Genomic DNA, 18982 nt, shown 5'->3' on the forward strand with positions numbered 1-18982 from the left:
TTTATGCAAAAGTTAGGTCAGTTACTTTAGAACCAGGATTTAATCTTATTATTTTTACCCCTTTTGTATTTCTCTTTTGTATTTTAATCGATGAAGTGTCAATTTTAATTGTTTTTCCATCATTTGTTATAACAAGTATTTTAGAATTTTTTTCAACATTTTTTAATATTAATATATTTCCAGCTTTCTTTACATCAGAAATAATATTAACACCTAATCCACCTCTTTTTTGTAAAGGAAAATCTGTATATCTAACTTTTTTAGCATATCCTTCATCTGTAGCTATCAGAATATCCATTTCAGGAATTATTTTAATCATTGATACAACCTGATCATTATTTTTAAGTTTTATCCCTTTAACACCAATAGAGTTTCTACCCTGTATTCTTAAATCTTTAGCTTTAAATCTTAACCCTTTTCCAAATTTTGTTCCAATAATCACTTCATTTTCTTCATTAACAATAACAGAATCAACAATATCATCATTTTCTCTCAATATTGCATATTTTAATCCACTTTTCCTCATACTATTTTTTAAAGATTTTAATTCAATTCTTTTAATTATCCCTTTTTTGGTTACAAAAATAATTGACTTATTTTCTTCAAAATTTTTAACAACTTCAATATTTTTAATAGTTTCATCCTGTTCCAGACTTATATAATTGTCAATTAAATCTCCTTTAGAATAAAAACTACCTTCTATTATATCATTAACAATTACAGAATAAGATTTTCCTTTGTTAGTAAAAAAGATCATTGTATCAACTGTATTGCATTTAATTATAAATTTTACTGAATCTTGAGAAGAAAGTGTAACTCCACGTCTACCTTTTCCGCCTCTATTTTGAATAAAAAATTTATTAGCAGGTATTCTTTTTATATACCCATTTTTAGTCATAATTACAACCATATCTTCTGGAATTATAACAAGATCAATATCTTCATCTTCAGTTAATTGAACTACTTTTGTTCTTCTTGCATCCTGATATGTTTCTTTAATAGCTAGTAACTCTTTTTTTATCTGTATATCAATATTTTTGTCAGAGGACAGAATTGTTTCCATTTTTTCAATTTCTTTTAATATCTTTTTATATTCCTCTTTAATTCTATCTATTTCAAGTGATGTTAATCGTTGCAATCTCATATCAAGAATAGCTTGAGCTTGCTCATCTTTAAAATCAAATCTGGCTATTAAATTGATTTTAGCATCTTTAGCATTTTTAGATTTTTTAATAATAGATATAACTTCATCAATATTATCAAGAGCAATTACCAATCCTTCCAGAATTAATTTTCTATGTTTTGCTTTTTTAAGTAAGTAATTAAATCGTTTAACAACAATCTCTTTTTTAAATAGATAATACTCATTTAAAAGATCTTTTAAATTAAAAACATAAGGTTGGTTATCTTTAATTGCAACAAAATTTGAATAATAATATTTTTGTAAGTTAGTATGTTTGTATAGTTTATTCAATACAACTTTTGGTTTAGCATTACTTTTTAATTTAATAACCACTCTTATCCCATTTTGATCCGATTCATCTCTAAGATCTGAAATCCCTTCAATTACATCATTTTTAACTAGAGCAGCTATTCTTTTAATTAACTCAGCTTTATTAACCTGATATGGTATTTCCTCAATAATTATATATTTAGCATTATCAATTTTTTCTATTCTTGCTTTTCCTCGAACTAAAATCTTACCTCTACCTTTTTTATAAGTTTCATACAAACCTTCATTATCAACAATAAAACCTGCAGTAGGAAAATCTGGACCCTTTATAAATTTCAGTAAATCTTCAATTTGTGTATCTGGATTGTCAATAAGATGGATAATTGCTTCAATAACTTCTCTAATATTATGTGGTGGAATCGATGTTGTCATACCAACTGCAATTCCTTCTGACCCATTAACTAAAAGATTTGGAAAGTTAGCAGGTAAAACTTCAGGTTCTTTTAAACTATCATCAAAGTTATTAACAAAATTAACTGTTTCTTTATCTAAATCTTCAAGTAATTTTGATGATATTTTGTTTAATTTAGCTTCAGTATACCTCATTGCTGCTGCAGTATCACCATCAATAGAACCAAAATTACCCTGTCCATAAACTAAAGGGTATCTTAAAGAAAAATCCTGAGCCATTCTAACTAAAGCATCATAAACAGCCATATCACCATGAGGATGAAATTTACCTAAAACATCACCAACAATTCTTGCACATTTCTTTGTTGGTTTTTCTGAAGTTAAACCCATTTCCCACATAGAATAAAGTATTCTTCTATGAACTGGTTTTAGTCCATCTCTTACATCAGGAATTGCTCTTCCTATTATTACTGAAAGGGAATATGTTAGATATGATTGTTCAATTTCTTCAGAAATATGTTTTTTAATAATATCCATTTATGTTATGTCTCCTCTTATTAATATTTTTGAAATTTTAAAGATATTTTTATAATTAAGATTATTTTTCTATTCTCTTTTTTCTATTTTTATATATTTTATTTTTATATATTTTTTATAAATATTTCACCTATTTTGCTAACTATATATCAAGTTTTTCTTTATCAATATTTTTTGAATTTGCTATAATAAATTCATATCTAGGAGAAACATCTTTCCCCATCAATTTTTCAAAAACTTCATCAGCTTCAAGATAATCATCAATTTTAACTTGAATCAATTTTCTCTTTTCAGGATCCATTGTAGTTTCCCATAATTGTTGAGGATTCATTTCTCCAAGACCTTTATATCTTTGTATATCATATTTTTTACCTTTTATAGATGAAATAAATTCATTTTTTTCCTCATCTGAGTATAAATATCTAATGTTTTTTCCATGTGTCACTCTATATAAGGGTGGAACTGCAAAATAAAGATGACCTTCTGTAATTAACTCAGGCATGACTCTAAAAAAGAATGTCAACAATAAAGTTCTGATATGAGAACCATCAACATCTGCATCTGCCATAATTATAATTTTGTGGTATCTCAATTTATCTTTATTAAATGATGCTCCAATACCTGCCCCAAGAGCTGCAATAATAGGTTGTAATTTATTATTTGATATAGAATTTGTATAATCAGATTTAGATACATTAAGCATTTTACCCCATAAAGGTAAAATTGCTTGAAAATTTCTATTTCTTCCCTGTTTTGCAGAACCACCTGCTGAATCTCCTTCGACAATAAATAATTCACGATTAGCAGGGTCTTTATCTGAACAATCAGCAAGTTTTCCAGGTAATGAATCTGATTCTAAAAAAGATTTAATTTTTATTTTTCTTGCTGACCTTTCCTGATATTTTATATAAGCTTTTCTTGTTAAAAAATCTATTAACTTATCAAGATCCTCTTTATACTCTTTAAAGTGTTGTTGTAATTTCTCATAAACTACTTTATATACAAAATCTCTAATATAAACATTTCCTAATTTTTCTTTTGTTTGTCCTTCAAATTCTGGATCTGGCATTTTAACATTAACAACCATTACAATACCAAATTTTGCCTCTTTAGATGGTTTTATTGGCAAATTTTTATAGTTATTATATATTTTTGATTCTTTATATTTTTCATCTAAAAAATTCAACAATGCACTATAAAAACCTTTAACATGCATTCCACCTTCATAAGTTTTAATATTGTTTACAAACGAGATTGAAGTTTCATAATCTGAAGTATTATATACAAAACCTGCTTCTATTTCAACAGGAGCTTTTTCTTTATTCATATGTGGAACAGAAGTTTTAAAATAAAATGGATTTGAAAGCAATATTTTCTTTTCATTGTTTAAATGATAAATATAAGAAAGGATCCCCCCTTCGTTGTGAAAAGTAAAACTCTTTTCTTCCGGTTCAAAATTAAATTCTATTTTTATATTACTATTTAAGTATGTTAATTCTTCAAGCCTTTCTTTTAAAATAGAAAAAGAAAATTTAACATTCTTAAAAATTTGAGGATCAGGATGAAACTTAATAATAGTTCCATGTTTATCAGTTTTGCCAATAACTTTTACATCAATTTCAGGGATACCTCTTTTAAATTTTTGAAAATATATTTTTCCATCTTTATGTATATAAGCTTCTAAATAATCAGAAAGTGCATTTACAACTGACAATCCAACTCCATGCAAACCACCAGAAATTCTATAAGCTTTATTATCAAATTTCCCACCAGCAAATAATTCTGTTAAAACCAATTCCAAAGCTGAAACTTTTTTACCTTCGACATCCATCTTATCAACAGGAATACCTCTACCATTATCAGCAACTATAGCTTCATTATCTTTTGTAATTGTAACTTTAATATGATCACAAACACCAGCTAAAGCTTCATCAATTGAATTATCAACCACTTCAAATAAGAGATGATTAAGCCCTTTTTCAGAAGTATTACCAATATACATTCCAGGCCTTAATCTAACATGTTCAAGTGATTTTAAGTATTTTATTGAATTTGAATTATAAAGTTTAGAAGCTTTATTTTTATCCATCTATAACCCTTTTATCTCTTTTTCAACAGTATATCAAAATAAAAAAATAAATCAAAATCTTCAAAATATTTAATATAAAAAGTAAAATAATTTTTATTGAATTTTTCAAAAATTAGATAGAAATTATTAATTAAAATGACCTTAAAATTTGTGAGTAAATTATTGAAGTAAATGGTTTTTATTTTTTATTAATATTATCATCATTAAATTTTGAAGCTAATAAATCATACATCACTTTTTTTAGTTTCTCATCTTTGACATTTTTAAGTTTTTTTTCAATTTCTTCTTTTTGATTATCTGTTAAATTAAATTCTTTCTCTTTTTTTATTTCTTCTTTATTAAAAAGGTTAGGAATAAGTTTAAATTTAATCCCTTTTATTCTGGTATTTAAATTTTTATTTATCTTTTTTAAATAAAGATCTTTATACGAAATTATTTCATTTCCCCATAAAGGATTATCAACTCCGCAATATATCTCATTTTTATATACATAAATAGCTTTAACATGATTTGAAATTGTTCCATGAAGTGAAGAATTAAAAAGATCTATAATTTGTTTTTCTAAATATTTTTTTTTGATTTTATATTTAATATCTGCTGGAATTATATCTTTAAATTCCTTAAAATTTCCTTTTTTTTTGTTGTTTTTATTTTTATTTTTCATTTTTTCCTCAGTATTTTATTTAAAATTAAACAATACATTGAATTATGAATTAAAATATAAAAAATTATTTTAAATAGAAAAAGTAAAAAAGTTATTTAAAATAAAAAATAATTATATAAATTAAAATCACATAAAATTAAATTATTTTAACTCTAAAATGTCTAAATTTATAAGTTTAAAATTTTTATCCACATCAATATTTTCATTTTTAAAATATTGCTTAATATCTATTTTATCCAATGTCGTTAAAAATAATTGAAAATTATTTTCTATAAATAATTTTATAATTTTTAAAACTTTTATTTGATTAGTTTTATCAAGGTCTACAAAAAAATCATCTATTAATATAATTGGTTTATAATTATTTTGTTTTTCTAAAATTTTAATTATTTTAAAAACAATCAGGGTAAATAATATTTTAAGTTGACCTAAACTCAAAATATTAGTTATATTTTTACCTTTGTAATAAAGATAAATTCCATCAACATGGTTTCCGTATAATCTTTCAGTCTTAATTTCTTTTTCAATCCCTTCATCTAAAACATATTTGATTTGATCAAATTCCAAATCTTTAAATATAGATTTATAAACAACTTTAACTTCATTAATATCAAAATCAAAATCATTGTCATTACTAATATTTTTAAAAAAAGTATAATAAAATTTCGATCTTGCATTTGTAATATAAACAATTGATTGAGCTAATTTTTCATTTAACATTGAAATATTGTTTTTTAATTTTTTAAAATCTTGAATTTTATTATAAAAATCTTTTTTAATTTTTAAAATTTTGTTATGGTTTAATAAATTATTTTTAAATTCTGGATCCAGAAAAGACAAAACTTTATCAAAAAACTTTCTTCTAAAATCCAGAATATATAAAATATTGTAAAATGTTTTATTTTCTAAAACAGGAATATAAAAAAAAAGATCTTTTATACTATCATCAATTTTTATTGTTTTACCTTTATTTATAACATACATTAATGTCTTTTCAAATTTTTCATCTATTTTTTGCTTATTAATACTAATATTATTTTTAAAAACTATCTCTTCTAGATCAAATATTCCTTTTATTGAAAAAAAATTTTCATCAGATTTTAAAATTTGATTATCAGTAACAGATCTAAAACTGGTATTTGAAAAAAAATAATATATTAATTCAAGTAAATTAGATTTACCACTCCCATTTTTTCCTTGAATAATATTTATTTTTTTAAATTCTAGATTCAATTTAGAAAAATTTCTAAAATTATAAGCATCAATTTTATTTAAATACATCTATTTTATAAATCTATAATTTCCAGGATATTATTCTATTATTGTAACAGTTAAATACAAATAATTAAAATCTTTATTTTCTTCAAAAGGTCTAATCACTACCATTTTTTTATTTTCACTTATTCCAAATTTTATCTTATCAAAATCTATTGATTTAAGTAAATCTGCAATATTGTTATACATTAAAGATATTGAAACTGGATCCTGACGATATTCAACACTCATAGTATCTTCAGCCATACCAACTTCACTTTCTTTTGTATAGAGCATCAATTTATCCATGTCAAAATTAAATATAACACCATCTTCTAATGAATTTAACAAAACTGATATTGTTCTTAATTTTGATAATAATTCCTTTACATCAATTACTGCTTCATAAATAGAATTACTATTAATTATTTTTTTATAGTCAGGGAAATTTAATTCAAATAAAGTAGATATTAAAATAATATTATCGATTTTAAATATAATTCTATTCTCTTCAATACCAAGATAAAATTTTTCAGATACACTTTTTATCTTCAAAATTTCAGAGAAAAACTTTTTTGGAACTAATACCTGGATATCAGGTATTTCCTCTCTAAATTGATAACAATAAGCTAATCTTCTTTTATCTGTAGCAACTAAGGATATTTTATTACTAAATTTTTCCAGTAATACTCCATTTAAAGTATAATGCTTATCACTTAATGCTGTCGCAAATAAAACTTTAGAAGTCATATTTTTAAATAAATTAAAATCGAATTCAATTAATTTTTCTTCATCATATACAACATTTATATCGAATTCTTCTTCAACTATCCCTTTTAAATTAAATTTTATATTCATTTCAGGGTTAGTTGGTTTAATAGTTATATTATAATTTTCATCACTAACAAATTCAATTTCTTCGTCAGGTAAAACTTTTATAATATCTGATATTTTTTTTGAATTCAAAAGAATTTTACCTTCTTCAACAACTTCAACTTCTTCCATAGCTTTAAAATATATTTGAGAATCTGAAGCCATTATAATTAGGTTATTTTCTTTTACTTCAAGTACAATGTTTGAAAAAATTATTGATGATACTTTATTTTCAATAATAGAGTCTGCTAAAATAATTAAATTTTCTATTTTATATTTTGGAGCAATGAATTTCATATTATTCTCCTTTATAATACGATATATTTTAAATCTTTTTCATATAATAAATTATTAATAAGAATAATCAATAATTTTTATCATTTGTATATTTTAAATTCTTAAGACAAAAAATTGAAAAATAATATATTTTTAGAACCATAAAAATTAACAATTCTTAATTAATATTACTATAATTATATTAAATATATAAATTGATGATGGTGATGAATGTTGTTTATAAATGTATAAATAAAATAAGTCCCTGTTTTTACAGGGACTTAAGATGTTAAATAAAGTAACAATTTATTAACAATTACTTTTATTAAAAAACACTTTTAATAAAAATGGAAATAATTCACCATTTATTAAGTTTTATTCATATGTTATTCATACTATAATCCCAACCAATTATGGATATATGGGTATAGTTTTATTATTAATTCTGCAAATACAATTGAAATAACACTCATAAGTTTAATTAATATATTTAAAGAAGGTCCAGTTGTATCTTTAAAAGGGTCTCCAACAGTATCTCCTACAACAGTTGATTTATGAACTAAAGATCCTTTACCACCAAAATTTCCAAGTTCAACATATTTTTTTGCATTATCCCATGCTCCACCAGCATTATTCAAAGTTACAGCCAATACAAATCCTGTTGCAAGTCCACCAGATAGTAAACCGACAACACCAGCAACACCAAAAAATATACCTGTGATTATTGGAATAAAAATAACCAATAAAGAAGGTAAAATCATCTCTTTTTGAGCTGCTAATGTTGATATTTTTACACAACTTTTATAATCAGGTTTTGATTCCCCTTTTATTATACCTGGATCAGATTTAAATTGTCTTCTTACTTCTTCAACCATTGCAAAAGCTGCTCTACCAACAGATTTTAATGTTAATGCTGAAAATAAAAAGGCAGTTGCAGCACCTAAAAATAGACCTATTAAAACATTTGGGTTTATAAAGTTTATTTTATAATAATCAACTATTTGATAAACATTTAGTTTAGCTGTTTCTAAAACCTGCCCATTTAAATTAATACTGCTTATTCCCAATTTGATCATAGCTGATTTGATTTCATTTATAAATGCAACAATTAAAGCTAAAGCTGTTAATGCAGCAGATCCAATTGCAAATCCTTTTCCTGTTGCAGCTGTTGTATTTCCTAAAGAATCTAATGCATCAGTTCTTTTTCGAACTTCTTCTCCAAGTTCACTCATTTCAGCATTACCACCTGCATTATCAGCAACTGGTCCATATGCATCAGTTGCTAATGTAATTCCTAGAGTTGAAAGCATACCAACAGCAGCTAATCCAATACCATATAACCCTTTTGTTAATGAATTTTTACCACCAGCGAATAGATATGCAAATACCATACCAAATACAATTGCTAAAATTGGTATCCATGTTGACATCATTCCCTGAGCAAAACCACCAATTATTAATGTTCCACTACCTGTTTTTGCCTGCTCAGCAAGTTTAACTGTTGGTTTATAACCATAAGAAGTGTAATATTCTGTTCCCTGACCTATTATTATCCCTGTTAATAAACCTGCAATTATTGAACCAAAAAGCCCAATATGTCCTGGTAATAGAAAAATAACAGCTAAAAATGAAAATATTGTTACTAAAATGGATGATAGAACAACACCATTCATTAAAGCTTTTAATAATTTTTTTTGGTCAAGTTCCTCACCTGTTTTTACTGCATATATACCAATAATTGAAGATAATATACCAGCTCCTGCAACTACCATTGGAAGAATGATAGCATTGAAGTGTAGACTTGTTAAAGCATATGCAGAAGATCCAAGAGCTATTGCTGCTAAAATTGAGTTAATATATGATTCAAATAAATCTGCTCCCATCCCTGCAACATCACCAACATTATCACCTACATTATCTGCAATTGTTGCAGGATTTCTTGGATCATCTTCTGGAATTCCTTCTTCTACTTTTCCAACAAGATCTGCACCAACATCTGCAGCTTTTGTAAATATACCACCACCAATTCTTGCAAATAAAGCTTGAGTTGAAGCACCCATTCCAAAAGAAAGCATTAGTGTTGATATTTCACTATTTGATAAAGTTAAGTTAAATATTGGAAATATATATTTTAATATAGCAAACCATAAAGATATATACAGCAGTCCTAAACCAACTACAGTTAAACCCATTACAGCACCAGCTCTAAATGCTATTTTCAATCCTTGATTTAATGATTTCATAGCAGCATAAGTTGTTCTTGCTGAAGAATTTGTGGCTGTTTTCATTCCATAAAATCCTGCAAGTCCTGAGAAAAATCCACCCACTAAAAATGCTATAGGCACATAATTGTTTTGAAAATGAAAAAAGAGTGATAAAATAAAAAGTAAAATAGTTGTGATTACAAAAAAATATGCAACTACTTTATATTGTTGAGTAAGATAAGAATAGGCACCTTCTCGAACATAGGATGCAATTTCTTTCATTCGTTCATTACCTTCAGAATATTTCATTATTTGTCTATAAAATAAAAATGCCCAGAATAATGATAAAATAGCTGCTAAAGGGGCAATGAGCCATAAAAGATTTGACATTTTGACCTCCTATTTTTTTTAAACATTAATTAAACAATTAAATAAAGTGATACAATTCTACATCAAATTTAAATTAAAGTAAATATTTGTCAATGAAAATTATTTGTTGTTAAAAATATTGTTTATCAAAAATATTTTAGATTTTGATGTAAAATTATGTTTATTTATAATATTGCATAGAAATCAAGCACATTTAAAAAAAATTTAACTAGATTAGAATATTTCTTGTTTTTTAAATATTTTAATTATTTCCATTTAATTATTAACAAAAAGGATTTCTTTTAAATGTTTGTTTGAAAGTAAGGAAAAATATTTGACATTTTTTTTAGTTTAAACAATATGTTAATAAATTAACAAAAATGGTCCTTTTTTTAAAATAATTATGAAAGGAAAAAAATATGAAAGTTATTCAAGAAGCAAAAGTAACTATTTAAGAATTAAATAGTGGTATGACAGATATTGTTTTACCACTTTGTTTAGATACTTGTCAGTGTATTGATTGTGCACCAGATTTAACACTATAAGATGGATTTTGAAAAAGTCTTTTGGATCGTCCGATATAAAAGGGCGATCCTTTAATATTAAAAAAAATAAGATTATTAATAATAATTAATTTTGATATGGAGTAGAAAATTTTAAAAGAAAGCAAATATAATTATTATCTTGAAAAAGATAATGAATTAATTTTCTTTAATTCTTTATCAAAAGCAGCATAAAAAATAAAAAATTCAAAGATTGATAAAATAAAAAAAATATTAAATAAGAAAAATATTAAATAAGAAAAATATAATTGATGATATTGATGAATTGAATAATTATCAAAATATTTTAATAAGAAATGGTTTTTTAATTGATGAAAATATAAATGAGTTAAATTTATTAAATTATTTATATGCAGAAAATTATTTTATAAATGATTATATTAATTTAGGATTAGTTCCAACTTTTGGTTGTAATTTTGATTGTTCATATTGTTTTGAAAAGGTTTCTAAAAAAATAAAAGAAAATATTGAGTATTTCGCTATATTAAAAAAATATTTTGATTTAGAATTAAAATTAAAAAAATTTATTCAGCTAAGTATTTTTGGAGGTGAGCCATTATTAAAAATAAATGAATTTTTTTTCATTTTTTGATTATTTAATTAAAGAAAATTTTAAATTTATTATTTCATCTATTGTAACTAATGGTTTTTTACTGAATTATGAAATAACAGATGCCTTAATTAGAAAATATAGTTGTAAATCAATTCAAGTTACTCTAGATGGTTCAGAAGAAACTCATAATAAAAATAGAAAACTTAAAAATACTAATGAAGGAACTTTTAAAGTTATTATTTTTAATTTAAAAAATGCAATAAATATCAGTAAAAAATATAATATTAATACATTATTTAGGTTAAGAATTAACTTAATAAATAATAATAAGGCTGATTTTAAAAGAATTTTAGATAATTTTACAGAAAATGAGAGAAAAATAATTCATTATTGTGAAGCAAATACAGGAAATAATTTTTTTTATATAACACCTGATTTAGGATTATGGAAATGTTTGAATGATTTGCTTTTTGAGGATTCAAAAGTAGGATTTATTAAAGAAGATGGAAAAGTTCAGTTGAATTATAAAAATTTAACTAAATGGTATAGTACCAACCAATTTAATGATAAGAAATGTAAAGAATGTAAATTATTACCTATTTGTTTTAGTAGTTGTCCATTATATTTTTTAAAGAATCACAAAAGAATTTGTATGCCTAAAGAAATGGCAATATCACCATACTTATTTTAATAATTATAAAGGAGAAATATGCTATCAAAAACTGAAAAAAAAGTTTTTATTTTTATTGGAAATTTACCAAAAAAATTTTTAATTGGATTTTTTATAGGATTGTTTATTTTTTTAGTAAAATATTCTATAAATTATATTTTACCATTACAGCAAAAAGCTTTTATTGATATATCAATAAAAACAAAGATTTTAATATCTAAGGATTTATATAAATTAATAGGTTTGTATTTTATTGCAAGTTTAATGTTATTATTGGAATATTTTTCTTTCAGAAAGCAAAAAATAAGTTTGAGTAAATATTTGTATAAATACTGTATTTATAAGATAATCAGTTTACCTAAGCAAAAAATTTCTTTAAAAGGTATAGGTTATTATAATTCAATTATTAATTCTTTAACAAATAGTTTGAGTAACATTATTTCTCCTACTATTTTTGAGTTGTTTTTTAGCAGTATTATGATGGTAGGAGTTAATATAATTATTTATAAATGGCATAAAACAGTTTTTTATGTTTTATGTGGTTCTTATCTGTTAGTATTTATCAATATTGTTGTTTTTCATAAATTAAGAAGAAAATATATTGATAAATACAATGAAACTATAATGGAAGTCTCATCTCAAAATCAGAATTTTTTATCCAATATTTTTACAATTAAGATTTTTAATTCCTTTTCATTTTTAATAAAACCAATGTTCCAGAAATTTAATGACAGTAGAAAACATCTTAATTCATTTCAAAAAGCAATTGAAATTAACAGGTTTATATTTTCATGCATACAGTCTTTTACTTTTCTTATTATTTTAGTATTAATGATTAATAGTTTATTAAAAAATGAATTTTCTTATGGACAATTGATTGCTATTATAAATTATTTTTCAAGTATTTTTTTGCCATTTCAGAATTATAATTCTTTTTTAAATAATATGATTTCATTTGGTTCCTGGATTGATAAATTTGAGAATGCTTTTAATGATCCAAATATTGAAGATTTTGAAAATCCAGAATATAAAAAGAATTGGGTTTTTGAGAAATTTAAATCTTTGGAATTTCAAAAAATTAAAATACCAAATATAAATCATGATAAATCATTTTCTTTTTTAATTCAAAATAAAATTGGTTTAGTAGGTATTTCTGGTGAAGGGAAAAGCTCAATACTAAAAACTCTATATAGAGAAATAAAAATTAAAGATGGTAAAATCCTTGTTAATCAAAAATTTGATCATTATTCTATTCCTTTGTTTTATTATTATAACAGATTTAATATTTTATCTCAGGAAGTTGAAATATTTAATAAAAATTTAGAGTTTAATCTTTTATTAGGGAAAAAACTAATTGAAAAACAAAAATCATATGAGAAAAAATTAAAAATTAAATTAAAACTTGAAAAAATTAGCAGAACTACAGTTAAATCATTAAACCGAATTGATGAAGAATTATTACCTCTTTTTTTCATGTATAATATATCTAATAATTCAGGTAATATTGATCAAAAAATATTTAAAGAATTTTGTGAAAAAATTAATATAAATCTTGATTTCTTAACAAATCAAATTTTTGAACTTAATTTTGTTGAAAAAGAGGAATATGAAAAGATTATTCAAAAGCTGAATTTAATCAAACTAAAGGGAAGAAATTTTGGTGATAATGGAAATTTTTTAAGTGGGGGAGAAAAACAAAAAATAGCAATTGCAAGATTTTTATTAAAAAACGATTATGATTTTTTTATTCTGGATGAACCATTTACAGCTTTAGATTCAATAAATGAAGATAATTTGATTTATCATATTAAAGATAAAATCAGGGATAAAAACGGAATAATTATTTCTCATAGCTTTCATATTCTTGAAAAACTCGCTGAAAAATTCATTGTTATTGAAAATGGATGTATATCAGAACAAGGAACTTTGTCTGAATTGATTGAAAGAAATGGATTATTTCATCGTTTAAGAGAACAATATTATAAAAACATTAACAAAAACCAGTATAAGAATTAATATATTAAGAAGGAAAAATTTATTATAGTTTAAAAAAATTGAATTAAAATAAATCTTTAAAAAAGAGTTGTACTGAAATTTAAGGTAAGCATCTTTTATTATAATTATAAGTAATATTAAATAAAAAAAGAACTGCCTCATAAATCTTGAGACAGTTCTATAATTAAAAATAAAAGTTAAATAAATGAATAAAGAAAAAAATTATTAATATTGAAAATAAAAATAAATTGACCTATATTAGCTCAAAATAACTTTATTTCATCAATTTATCTAAATTTTCTTTAATTGAGTCTAAAAATTCCTCAGAATTTAATATTTTGTCAGGTTGAGGAACAGCTAATTTAGCAAGGTCACCAGTCATTTTCCCCTGTTCAACAGTATCAATTGAAGCTTGTTCCAGTTTGTTGCAAAAATCTATAAGTTCAGGGATATTATCCAGTTCACCTCTTTTTCTTAATGCTCCTGCCCATGCAAAAATTAAAGCCATTGAGTTTGTTGAAGTCTTTTCCCCTTTAAGATGTTTATAATAATGTCTTTGAACAGTTCCATGAGCAGCTTCATATTCAAAATATCCATGTGGTGATACCAATACAGATTTCATCATAGCAAGACTTCCAAAAGCTGAAGCAATAAAATCAGACATAACATCACCATCATAGTTTTTTAAAGCCCACAAGAATCCACCTGTAGATTTAACTACTCTTGCAACTGCATCATCAATTAATGTATAAAAATAATTTATTCCTGCTTCCTCAAATTTATCTTTAAATTCTTTTTCAAAAACATCTTCAAAAATATCTTTAAAATTGGTATCATAAGTTTTAGAAATAGTATCTTTTGCAGCAAACCATACATCAACTTTTTCAGAAAGACCATATATAAAGCAAGCTCTTGCAAAATTTCTAATGGAATCATCAAGATTATGAATTCCCTGAATTATTCCAGGTCCTTTCATATCAATAATTTTTTCTTTGATTATTTCACCATCTTCACTTGTAAAAACTATTTCAGCTTTTCCAGGTTTTGTAGTTTTTATTTCTTTGTTTTTATAAACATCACCATAAGCATGTCTTCCAATTATAATTGGTTTAATCCATGTTCTTACAAATGGTCTAATGTTTCTTGTCATTATTGGTTTTCTAAAAACAGTTCCATCTAAAATAGCCCTGATAATACCATTTGGAGAGGGCCATTCTTTTTTTAAGCTATATTCTTCAACTCTTTTTTTATTTGGTGTAATTGTAGCACATTTTACACCAACACCATATTTTTTAATAGCTTCAGCAGCATCATAAACAATCTGGTAATCGGTATCATCTCTTCTTTTAATATGAAGGTCATAGTATTCAGTTTTAAGATCAACATAAGGTAAAAGTAATTTTTCTTTTACCCACTTCCAGAGAATTCTTGTCATTTCGTCCCCGTCCATTTCAACAAGGGGGGTCTTCATCTGGATTTTTGCTGTCATAAATTTTTGCTCCTAAAAAATTTTTTTGCGCTTTTAAAAAAGCAACAGTTTAGAAGAATTTATTATAAAAGATTAAAAAATCAATATTAATTTGCCTAATTTTTATCATCAATTATACAATTTTATAAAAAATATAATTGATATTATTAATTAAGTTGTACAATTAGTTATAAATTAGAAAAATTATAAAAATAAAATAGATATTAGTGAAAAAGAAAATATAAAAAAAAGGAAAATAAAAAAACTTAAATTACAAAAAATCTCTTAATAATTCGTTTAATTCAACTTTAGAAGAATCAGAAATATCTTTTCGTTTTTTTATAATTAAAGGTGTTTGAAATATATATTCTTCCCCATTGATTGTCTTTTTCTTTCCACCTGGAATAACAACAGATCCTTCTGGAACTCTTTTATAATATTTTTTTCCAGTTTCAACATCAATTATTGGTGTAGAACCATTTATTATCGTTCCAGTGCCAATAATACTGTTTTTTTCGATTATTACACCTTCATAAATTCCACAATTACCACCTATAAAACAGTTATCTTCTATAATAACTGGAGTTGCATTTAATGGTTCTAAAACTCCCCCTAGAATAGTACCAGCTGAAATGTGGCAATGTTTGCCAATTTGTGCACAACTTCCCACCAAAGTTGTTGAATCAATCATTGTATTTTCATCAATATATGCACCAATGTTAATAAAGGTAGGAGGCATTACTATTGTTCCTTTTCCAATAAATGAACCTCTTCTAATACTACTTCCGCCTGGTACAAATCGAAATGAACCATCTGATCCTTTAATGTCTATCTTATCAAAAAAACCTATAAACTTATTATTCATTTTTTTATTATTAACATTACTATTATTAGTGTTATTTATATTTTTATCTATATTTTGAGATTGTGAAACATTTTCTAGAAATGGATTAAAAATTTTTTTCATTTTAAAATATTTAAAAATTAATAATATCCCATCTTTAACCCATTCATTTACAATGTATTTATTATCTATTTTATTAACAACTCTAATTTTTCCATTATCTAATTTATCTAAAAATTCATTAAGAGTAGATAAAATTATGTTTTCATCTTTCATTTTTTCAAATTTAATGTCCATTATGTTTTTTTTAAGTTTTGAAATCATAATACCTCCATTTTTTAAATAATTATAGTTATAAAATAATCTATGTAAACCAAATTTAAGGAAAAAATGTAAAAAAATTGTATTTTATTTGATTTGATTTATTATATTTGAGGGAATAATATTAAAATTTTATATAATAAGTATATTAAGTATATTTTTTATGATAGTAGATAATATGTTTACAAATATTATAAAAGGCGTAATATGCTTAAGAAAAATTATAAAAATTATATTAAAAAATAAAAAAATAAGTCATCTAAATAATATGTTATGTGATTGTATCAATGAAAATGTTTAAATTAGTTATAAATAGAATTATTAAAGAATAGAGATAATACTTAATATTAATATGTAAATTAACATATAATATAAAATAAAATATAAAAAATTACAAATTAAAAATAGGAGTAAAATATGAATCCATGGCATGATTTTAATCCTGATAAAATAAAACCTGATAATTTTGTTGCTATTATTGAGATTCCAAAGGGAAGTAAAAAAAAATATGAATTAGATAAAGAAACTGGATTAATAAGATTAGATAGGATTTTACATACTTCTACACATTATCCTATGAATTATGGTTTTATTCCCAGAACATTATCGGAAGATGGAGATCCATTAGATGTTTTGGTTTTTTGTACAGAAGATCTTGATATATTAACTGAAGTTGAGTGCTATCCAATTGGTGTTGTTAGAATGATTGATAATGAAGAAATTGATGAAAAGATATTAGCTATCCCTTTTAAGGATCCAACTTATAATGGATTTAGAGATATTTCTACAATTCCTCAACACCTTTTAAGTGAAATATCACACTTTTTTGAAGTGTATAAAACTCTGGAACATTCTGTTACTTCTGTTAAAGAAATTGTAGGAAGAGATGAAGCTATAAAAGTTTTGGAAAAATCAATTAATATGTATTGTGAAAAATATGGAAAAAATAAGAATGAAGAGATTGAAGATTTAAATAATGAGTAACAATTTATAAATTCAAGAATTATAATTATTATTCTTTTTTTAAAGAATATTTAATTTAATTGTTAAAAATAATTTATTTATTGTAATTTATTTATTAAAAAATGTATTTTTAAAATAAATTAAAAATTCCAGGGTAATTAATAAAATATAAACCCAAATAAAATAAAATTAATGTTAAAAATAAAGGCAATAGTTTTTTATAGATATCAATTAAATTTGCTTTGAAATATTCCTTTGTTAATGTAAGACAAAGATGCATTGGAGATAACATTATTCCAGCGAATCCCATAACATATGAAAACATAATCATAGAATAATTAATAGTTGTAGAGGTCAGAAAAAAACTGGTTAATATTGGAAATGTTATCCCTATTGAACCCACAGTTATACCAGTTAAGAATCCAACAATAAATGGTGAAAAACCAATTATAATTAGAGGATTTATTCCAATATTTTGCATATATGATGGTAGGGTGGATAAAACCTTTGAATTTTCTAAAAGAGATTGAAAAAACAAAACTGAGATTATTATAGAAACAATTGAAAAGGAAAATGATTTTTTAAATATTTTAATCATGTTTTTAATATCAATTTTTAAAGTTATAGCTAATAATATTATAATTGGAATTACAATTAGATTTATATTAATTTTAAAAATAATTAATATAAAAATTAGTAGCAAAATTGGGTAAAAATCTTTTAATAAATTATATAAGATTACTTTTTTCTCTTTTTTTGAAAATTCATTTTTAACTTTATGATTTTTTTTATAGTCAATAACATTTTTTTTAAGTGGAAAAAGTATAAAAAAATAGCCTGTTATGATATAAATTATTGTGTAGATGAATTGATATCTTATTATTATTGTAAAAGGGATATTAAAAAAAGAGTTTATTAAAAGTATTGCTGGATAAAGGGGTAGTACAAACTCCCACATGTGTCTGAATACAAAATTAATCAATTGTTTTTCATGTGGTTTTAGATTGATTAAATTACCACCTTCATTTACCATTGGTGCAGAAAAAAGAGCTCCTCCTGGCATTGGTATCATTCCTATTAAAGCAGGAATTAAAGCAATAGAATAACGCAAATCTGGAATTAATTTTGATAAGTTATCAAAAACTCTTTTAAAATTACCTTTTACAGAAAGAATTGTTCCAAGATATGTAATTAATATTACAGCAAAAATTAAACTGATGTTATTTGTTTTTGTAAATATCTGTATAACTGATTCTAAAACTATTTTTAAATGAATATTATAGATGATAATAGTAACAATTGAAACTAGAAAAATCGATATAGCAAGATGAATCTTTAGTCTTATAAAAATAATTAATAAAAGTAGTAATGAAGTAATTTTTATTAATTCCATTTTAACCTCAAAATTTAATTAAATTCAAAATTGTTATATACAAAATTTTATATAATTAAATTTAGTATTAAATTATAATAAT

13 protein-coding genes are annotated in these 18982 nt (G+C 23.4%); 4 read left to right on the forward strand and 9 right to left on the reverse strand.

Annotation, left to right across the window (positions count from 1 at the left end; genetic code table 11):
• Position 1: 1 nt before the first annotated feature.
• From gyrA to ACZ5EC_RS09850, 6 genes are all read right to left on the reverse strand, one after another.
• Complete coding sequence (gyrA, locus tag ACZ5EC_RS09825; RefSeq protein WP_464302306.1) at positions 2-2401, reverse strand: DNA gyrase subunit A; 2400 nt, start codon at positions 2399-2401, stop codon at positions 2-4.
• A gap of 142 nt (positions 2402-2543) precedes the next feature.
• Positions 2544-4490 carry a DNA gyrase/topoisomerase IV subunit B gene (locus tag ACZ5EC_RS09830; protein WP_464302307.1) on the reverse strand — a complete coding sequence of 649 codons (1947 nt, stop codon included), beginning with the start codon at positions 4488-4490 and terminating at the stop codon, positions 2544-2546.
• 178 nt (positions 4491-4668) lie between these two features.
• Positions 4669-5154, reverse strand: a complete 486-nt coding sequence (locus ACZ5EC_RS09835; protein WP_464302308.1) for a hypothetical protein — start codon at positions 5152-5154, stop codon at positions 4669-4671.
• A gap of 141 nt (positions 5155-5295) precedes the next feature.
• Positions 5296-6435, reverse strand: a complete 1140-nt coding sequence (locus ACZ5EC_RS09840) for an AAA family ATPase (protein WP_464302309.1) — start codon at positions 6433-6435, stop codon at positions 5296-5298.
• A 30-nt stretch (positions 6436-6465) separates the two neighbouring features.
• The gene (dnaN, locus tag ACZ5EC_RS09845) at positions 6466-7578 is read right to left on the reverse strand and encodes a DNA polymerase III subunit beta (RefSeq protein ID WP_464302310.1); all 1113 of its coding nucleotides are present in this window, start codon (positions 7576-7578) and stop codon (positions 6466-6468) included.
• 374 nt (positions 7579-7952) lie between these two features.
• Entirely contained in the window at positions 7953-10151 is a 2199-nt protein-coding gene (locus ACZ5EC_RS09850) for a sodium-translocating pyrophosphatase (RefSeq protein WP_464302311.1), read from the reverse strand.
• Between the two features lie 807 nt (positions 10152-10958).
• Between ACZ5EC_RS09850 and ACZ5EC_RS09855 the strand changes: the two genes are divergently transcribed.
• The 3 genes from ACZ5EC_RS09855 to ACZ5EC_RS09865 are packed head-to-tail and all read left to right on the forward strand — an operon-like array spanning position 10959 to position 13932.
• Positions 10959-11285, forward strand: coding sequence for a 4Fe-4S cluster-binding domain-containing protein (locus ACZ5EC_RS09855; RefSeq protein ID WP_464302312.1), 327 nt, complete (start codon positions 10959-10961; stop codon positions 11283-11285).
• A complete protein-coding gene (locus ACZ5EC_RS09860) occupies positions 11263-11937 on the forward strand; it encodes an SPASM domain-containing protein (protein WP_464302313.1) in 675 nt (224 codons plus the stop codon). The genes ACZ5EC_RS09855 and ACZ5EC_RS09860 overlap by 23 nt, the downstream gene beginning before the upstream one ends.
• Before the next feature lie 18 nt (positions 11938-11955).
• Positions 11956-13932, forward strand: coding sequence for an ATP-binding cassette domain-containing protein (locus ACZ5EC_RS09865; RefSeq protein WP_464302314.1), 1977 nt, complete (start codon positions 11956-11958; stop codon positions 13930-13932).
• 253 nt (positions 13933-14185) lie between these two features.
• Here ACZ5EC_RS09865 and ACZ5EC_RS09870 read toward each other — a convergent pair whose 3' ends face one another.
• A complete protein-coding gene (locus tag ACZ5EC_RS09870) occupies positions 14186-15400 on the reverse strand; it encodes an NADP-dependent isocitrate dehydrogenase (protein ID WP_464302315.1) in 1215 nt (404 codons plus the stop codon).
• 250 nt (positions 15401-15650) lie between these two features.
• Positions 15651-16547, reverse strand: coding sequence for a 2,3,4,5-tetrahydropyridine-2,6-dicarboxylate N-succinyltransferase (locus tag ACZ5EC_RS09875; protein WP_464302316.1), 897 nt, complete (start codon positions 16545-16547; stop codon positions 15651-15653).
• Between the two features lie 414 nt (positions 16548-16961).
• Between ACZ5EC_RS09875 and ACZ5EC_RS09880 the strand changes: the two genes are divergently transcribed.
• Positions 16962-17528, forward strand: coding sequence for an inorganic diphosphatase (locus tag ACZ5EC_RS09880; RefSeq protein ID WP_464302317.1), 567 nt, complete (start codon positions 16962-16964; stop codon positions 17526-17528).
• 109 nt (positions 17529-17637) lie between these two features.
• On the opposite strand, the gene ACZ5EC_RS09885 is transcribed toward ACZ5EC_RS09880, so the two are convergent.
• A complete protein-coding gene (locus ACZ5EC_RS09885) occupies positions 17638-18900 on the reverse strand; it encodes a DUF401 family protein (protein ID WP_464302318.1) in 1263 nt (420 codons plus the stop codon).
• Positions 18901-18982: the final 82 nt, after the last annotated feature.

It is taken from the genome of Exilispira thermophila, assembly GCF_055389015.1.

Excerpts from the sequence above, each read along its gene's own strand:
- gyrA (WP_464302306.1), bottom strand. The coding sequence starts at position 2,401 with ATGGATATTATTAAAAAACATATTTCTGAAGAAATTGAACAATCATAT.
- ACZ5EC_RS09830 (WP_464302307.1), bottom strand. The coding sequence starts at position 4,490 with ATGGATAAAAATAAAGCTTCTAAACTTTATAATTCAAATTCAATAAAA.
- ACZ5EC_RS09835 (WP_464302308.1), bottom strand. The coding sequence starts at position 5,154 with ATGAAAAATAAAAATAAAAACAACAAAAAAAAAGGAAATTTTAAGGAA.
- ACZ5EC_RS09840 (WP_464302309.1), bottom strand. The coding sequence starts at position 6,435 with ATGTATTTAAATAAAATTGATGCTTATAATTTTAGAAATTTTTCTAAA.
- dnaN (WP_464302310.1), bottom strand. The coding sequence starts at position 7,578 with ATGAAATTCATTGCTCCAAAATATAAAATAGAAAATTTAATTATTTTA.
- ACZ5EC_RS09850 (WP_464302311.1), bottom strand. The coding sequence starts at position 10,151 with ATGTCAAATCTTTTATGGCTCATTGCCCCTTTAGCAGCTATTTTATCA.
- ACZ5EC_RS09860 (WP_464302313.1), top strand. The coding sequence starts at position 11,263 with ATGAATTTTTTTTCATTTTTTGATTATTTAATTAAAGAAAATTTTAAA.
- ACZ5EC_RS09865 (WP_464302314.1), top strand. The coding sequence starts at position 11,956 with ATGCTATCAAAAACTGAAAAAAAAGTTTTTATTTTTATTGGAAATTTA.
- ACZ5EC_RS09870 (WP_464302315.1), bottom strand. The coding sequence starts at position 15,400 with ATGACAGCAAAAATCCAGATGAAGACCCCCCTTGTTGAAATGGACGGG.
- ACZ5EC_RS09875 (WP_464302316.1), bottom strand. The coding sequence starts at position 16,547 with ATGATTTCAAAACTTAAAAAAAACATAATGGACATTAAATTTGAAAAA.
- ACZ5EC_RS09880 (WP_464302317.1), top strand. The coding sequence starts at position 16,962 with ATGAATCCATGGCATGATTTTAATCCTGATAAAATAAAACCTGATAAT.
- ACZ5EC_RS09885 (WP_464302318.1), bottom strand. The coding sequence starts at position 18,900 with ATGGAATTAATAAAAATTACTTCATTACTACTTTTATTAATTATTTTT.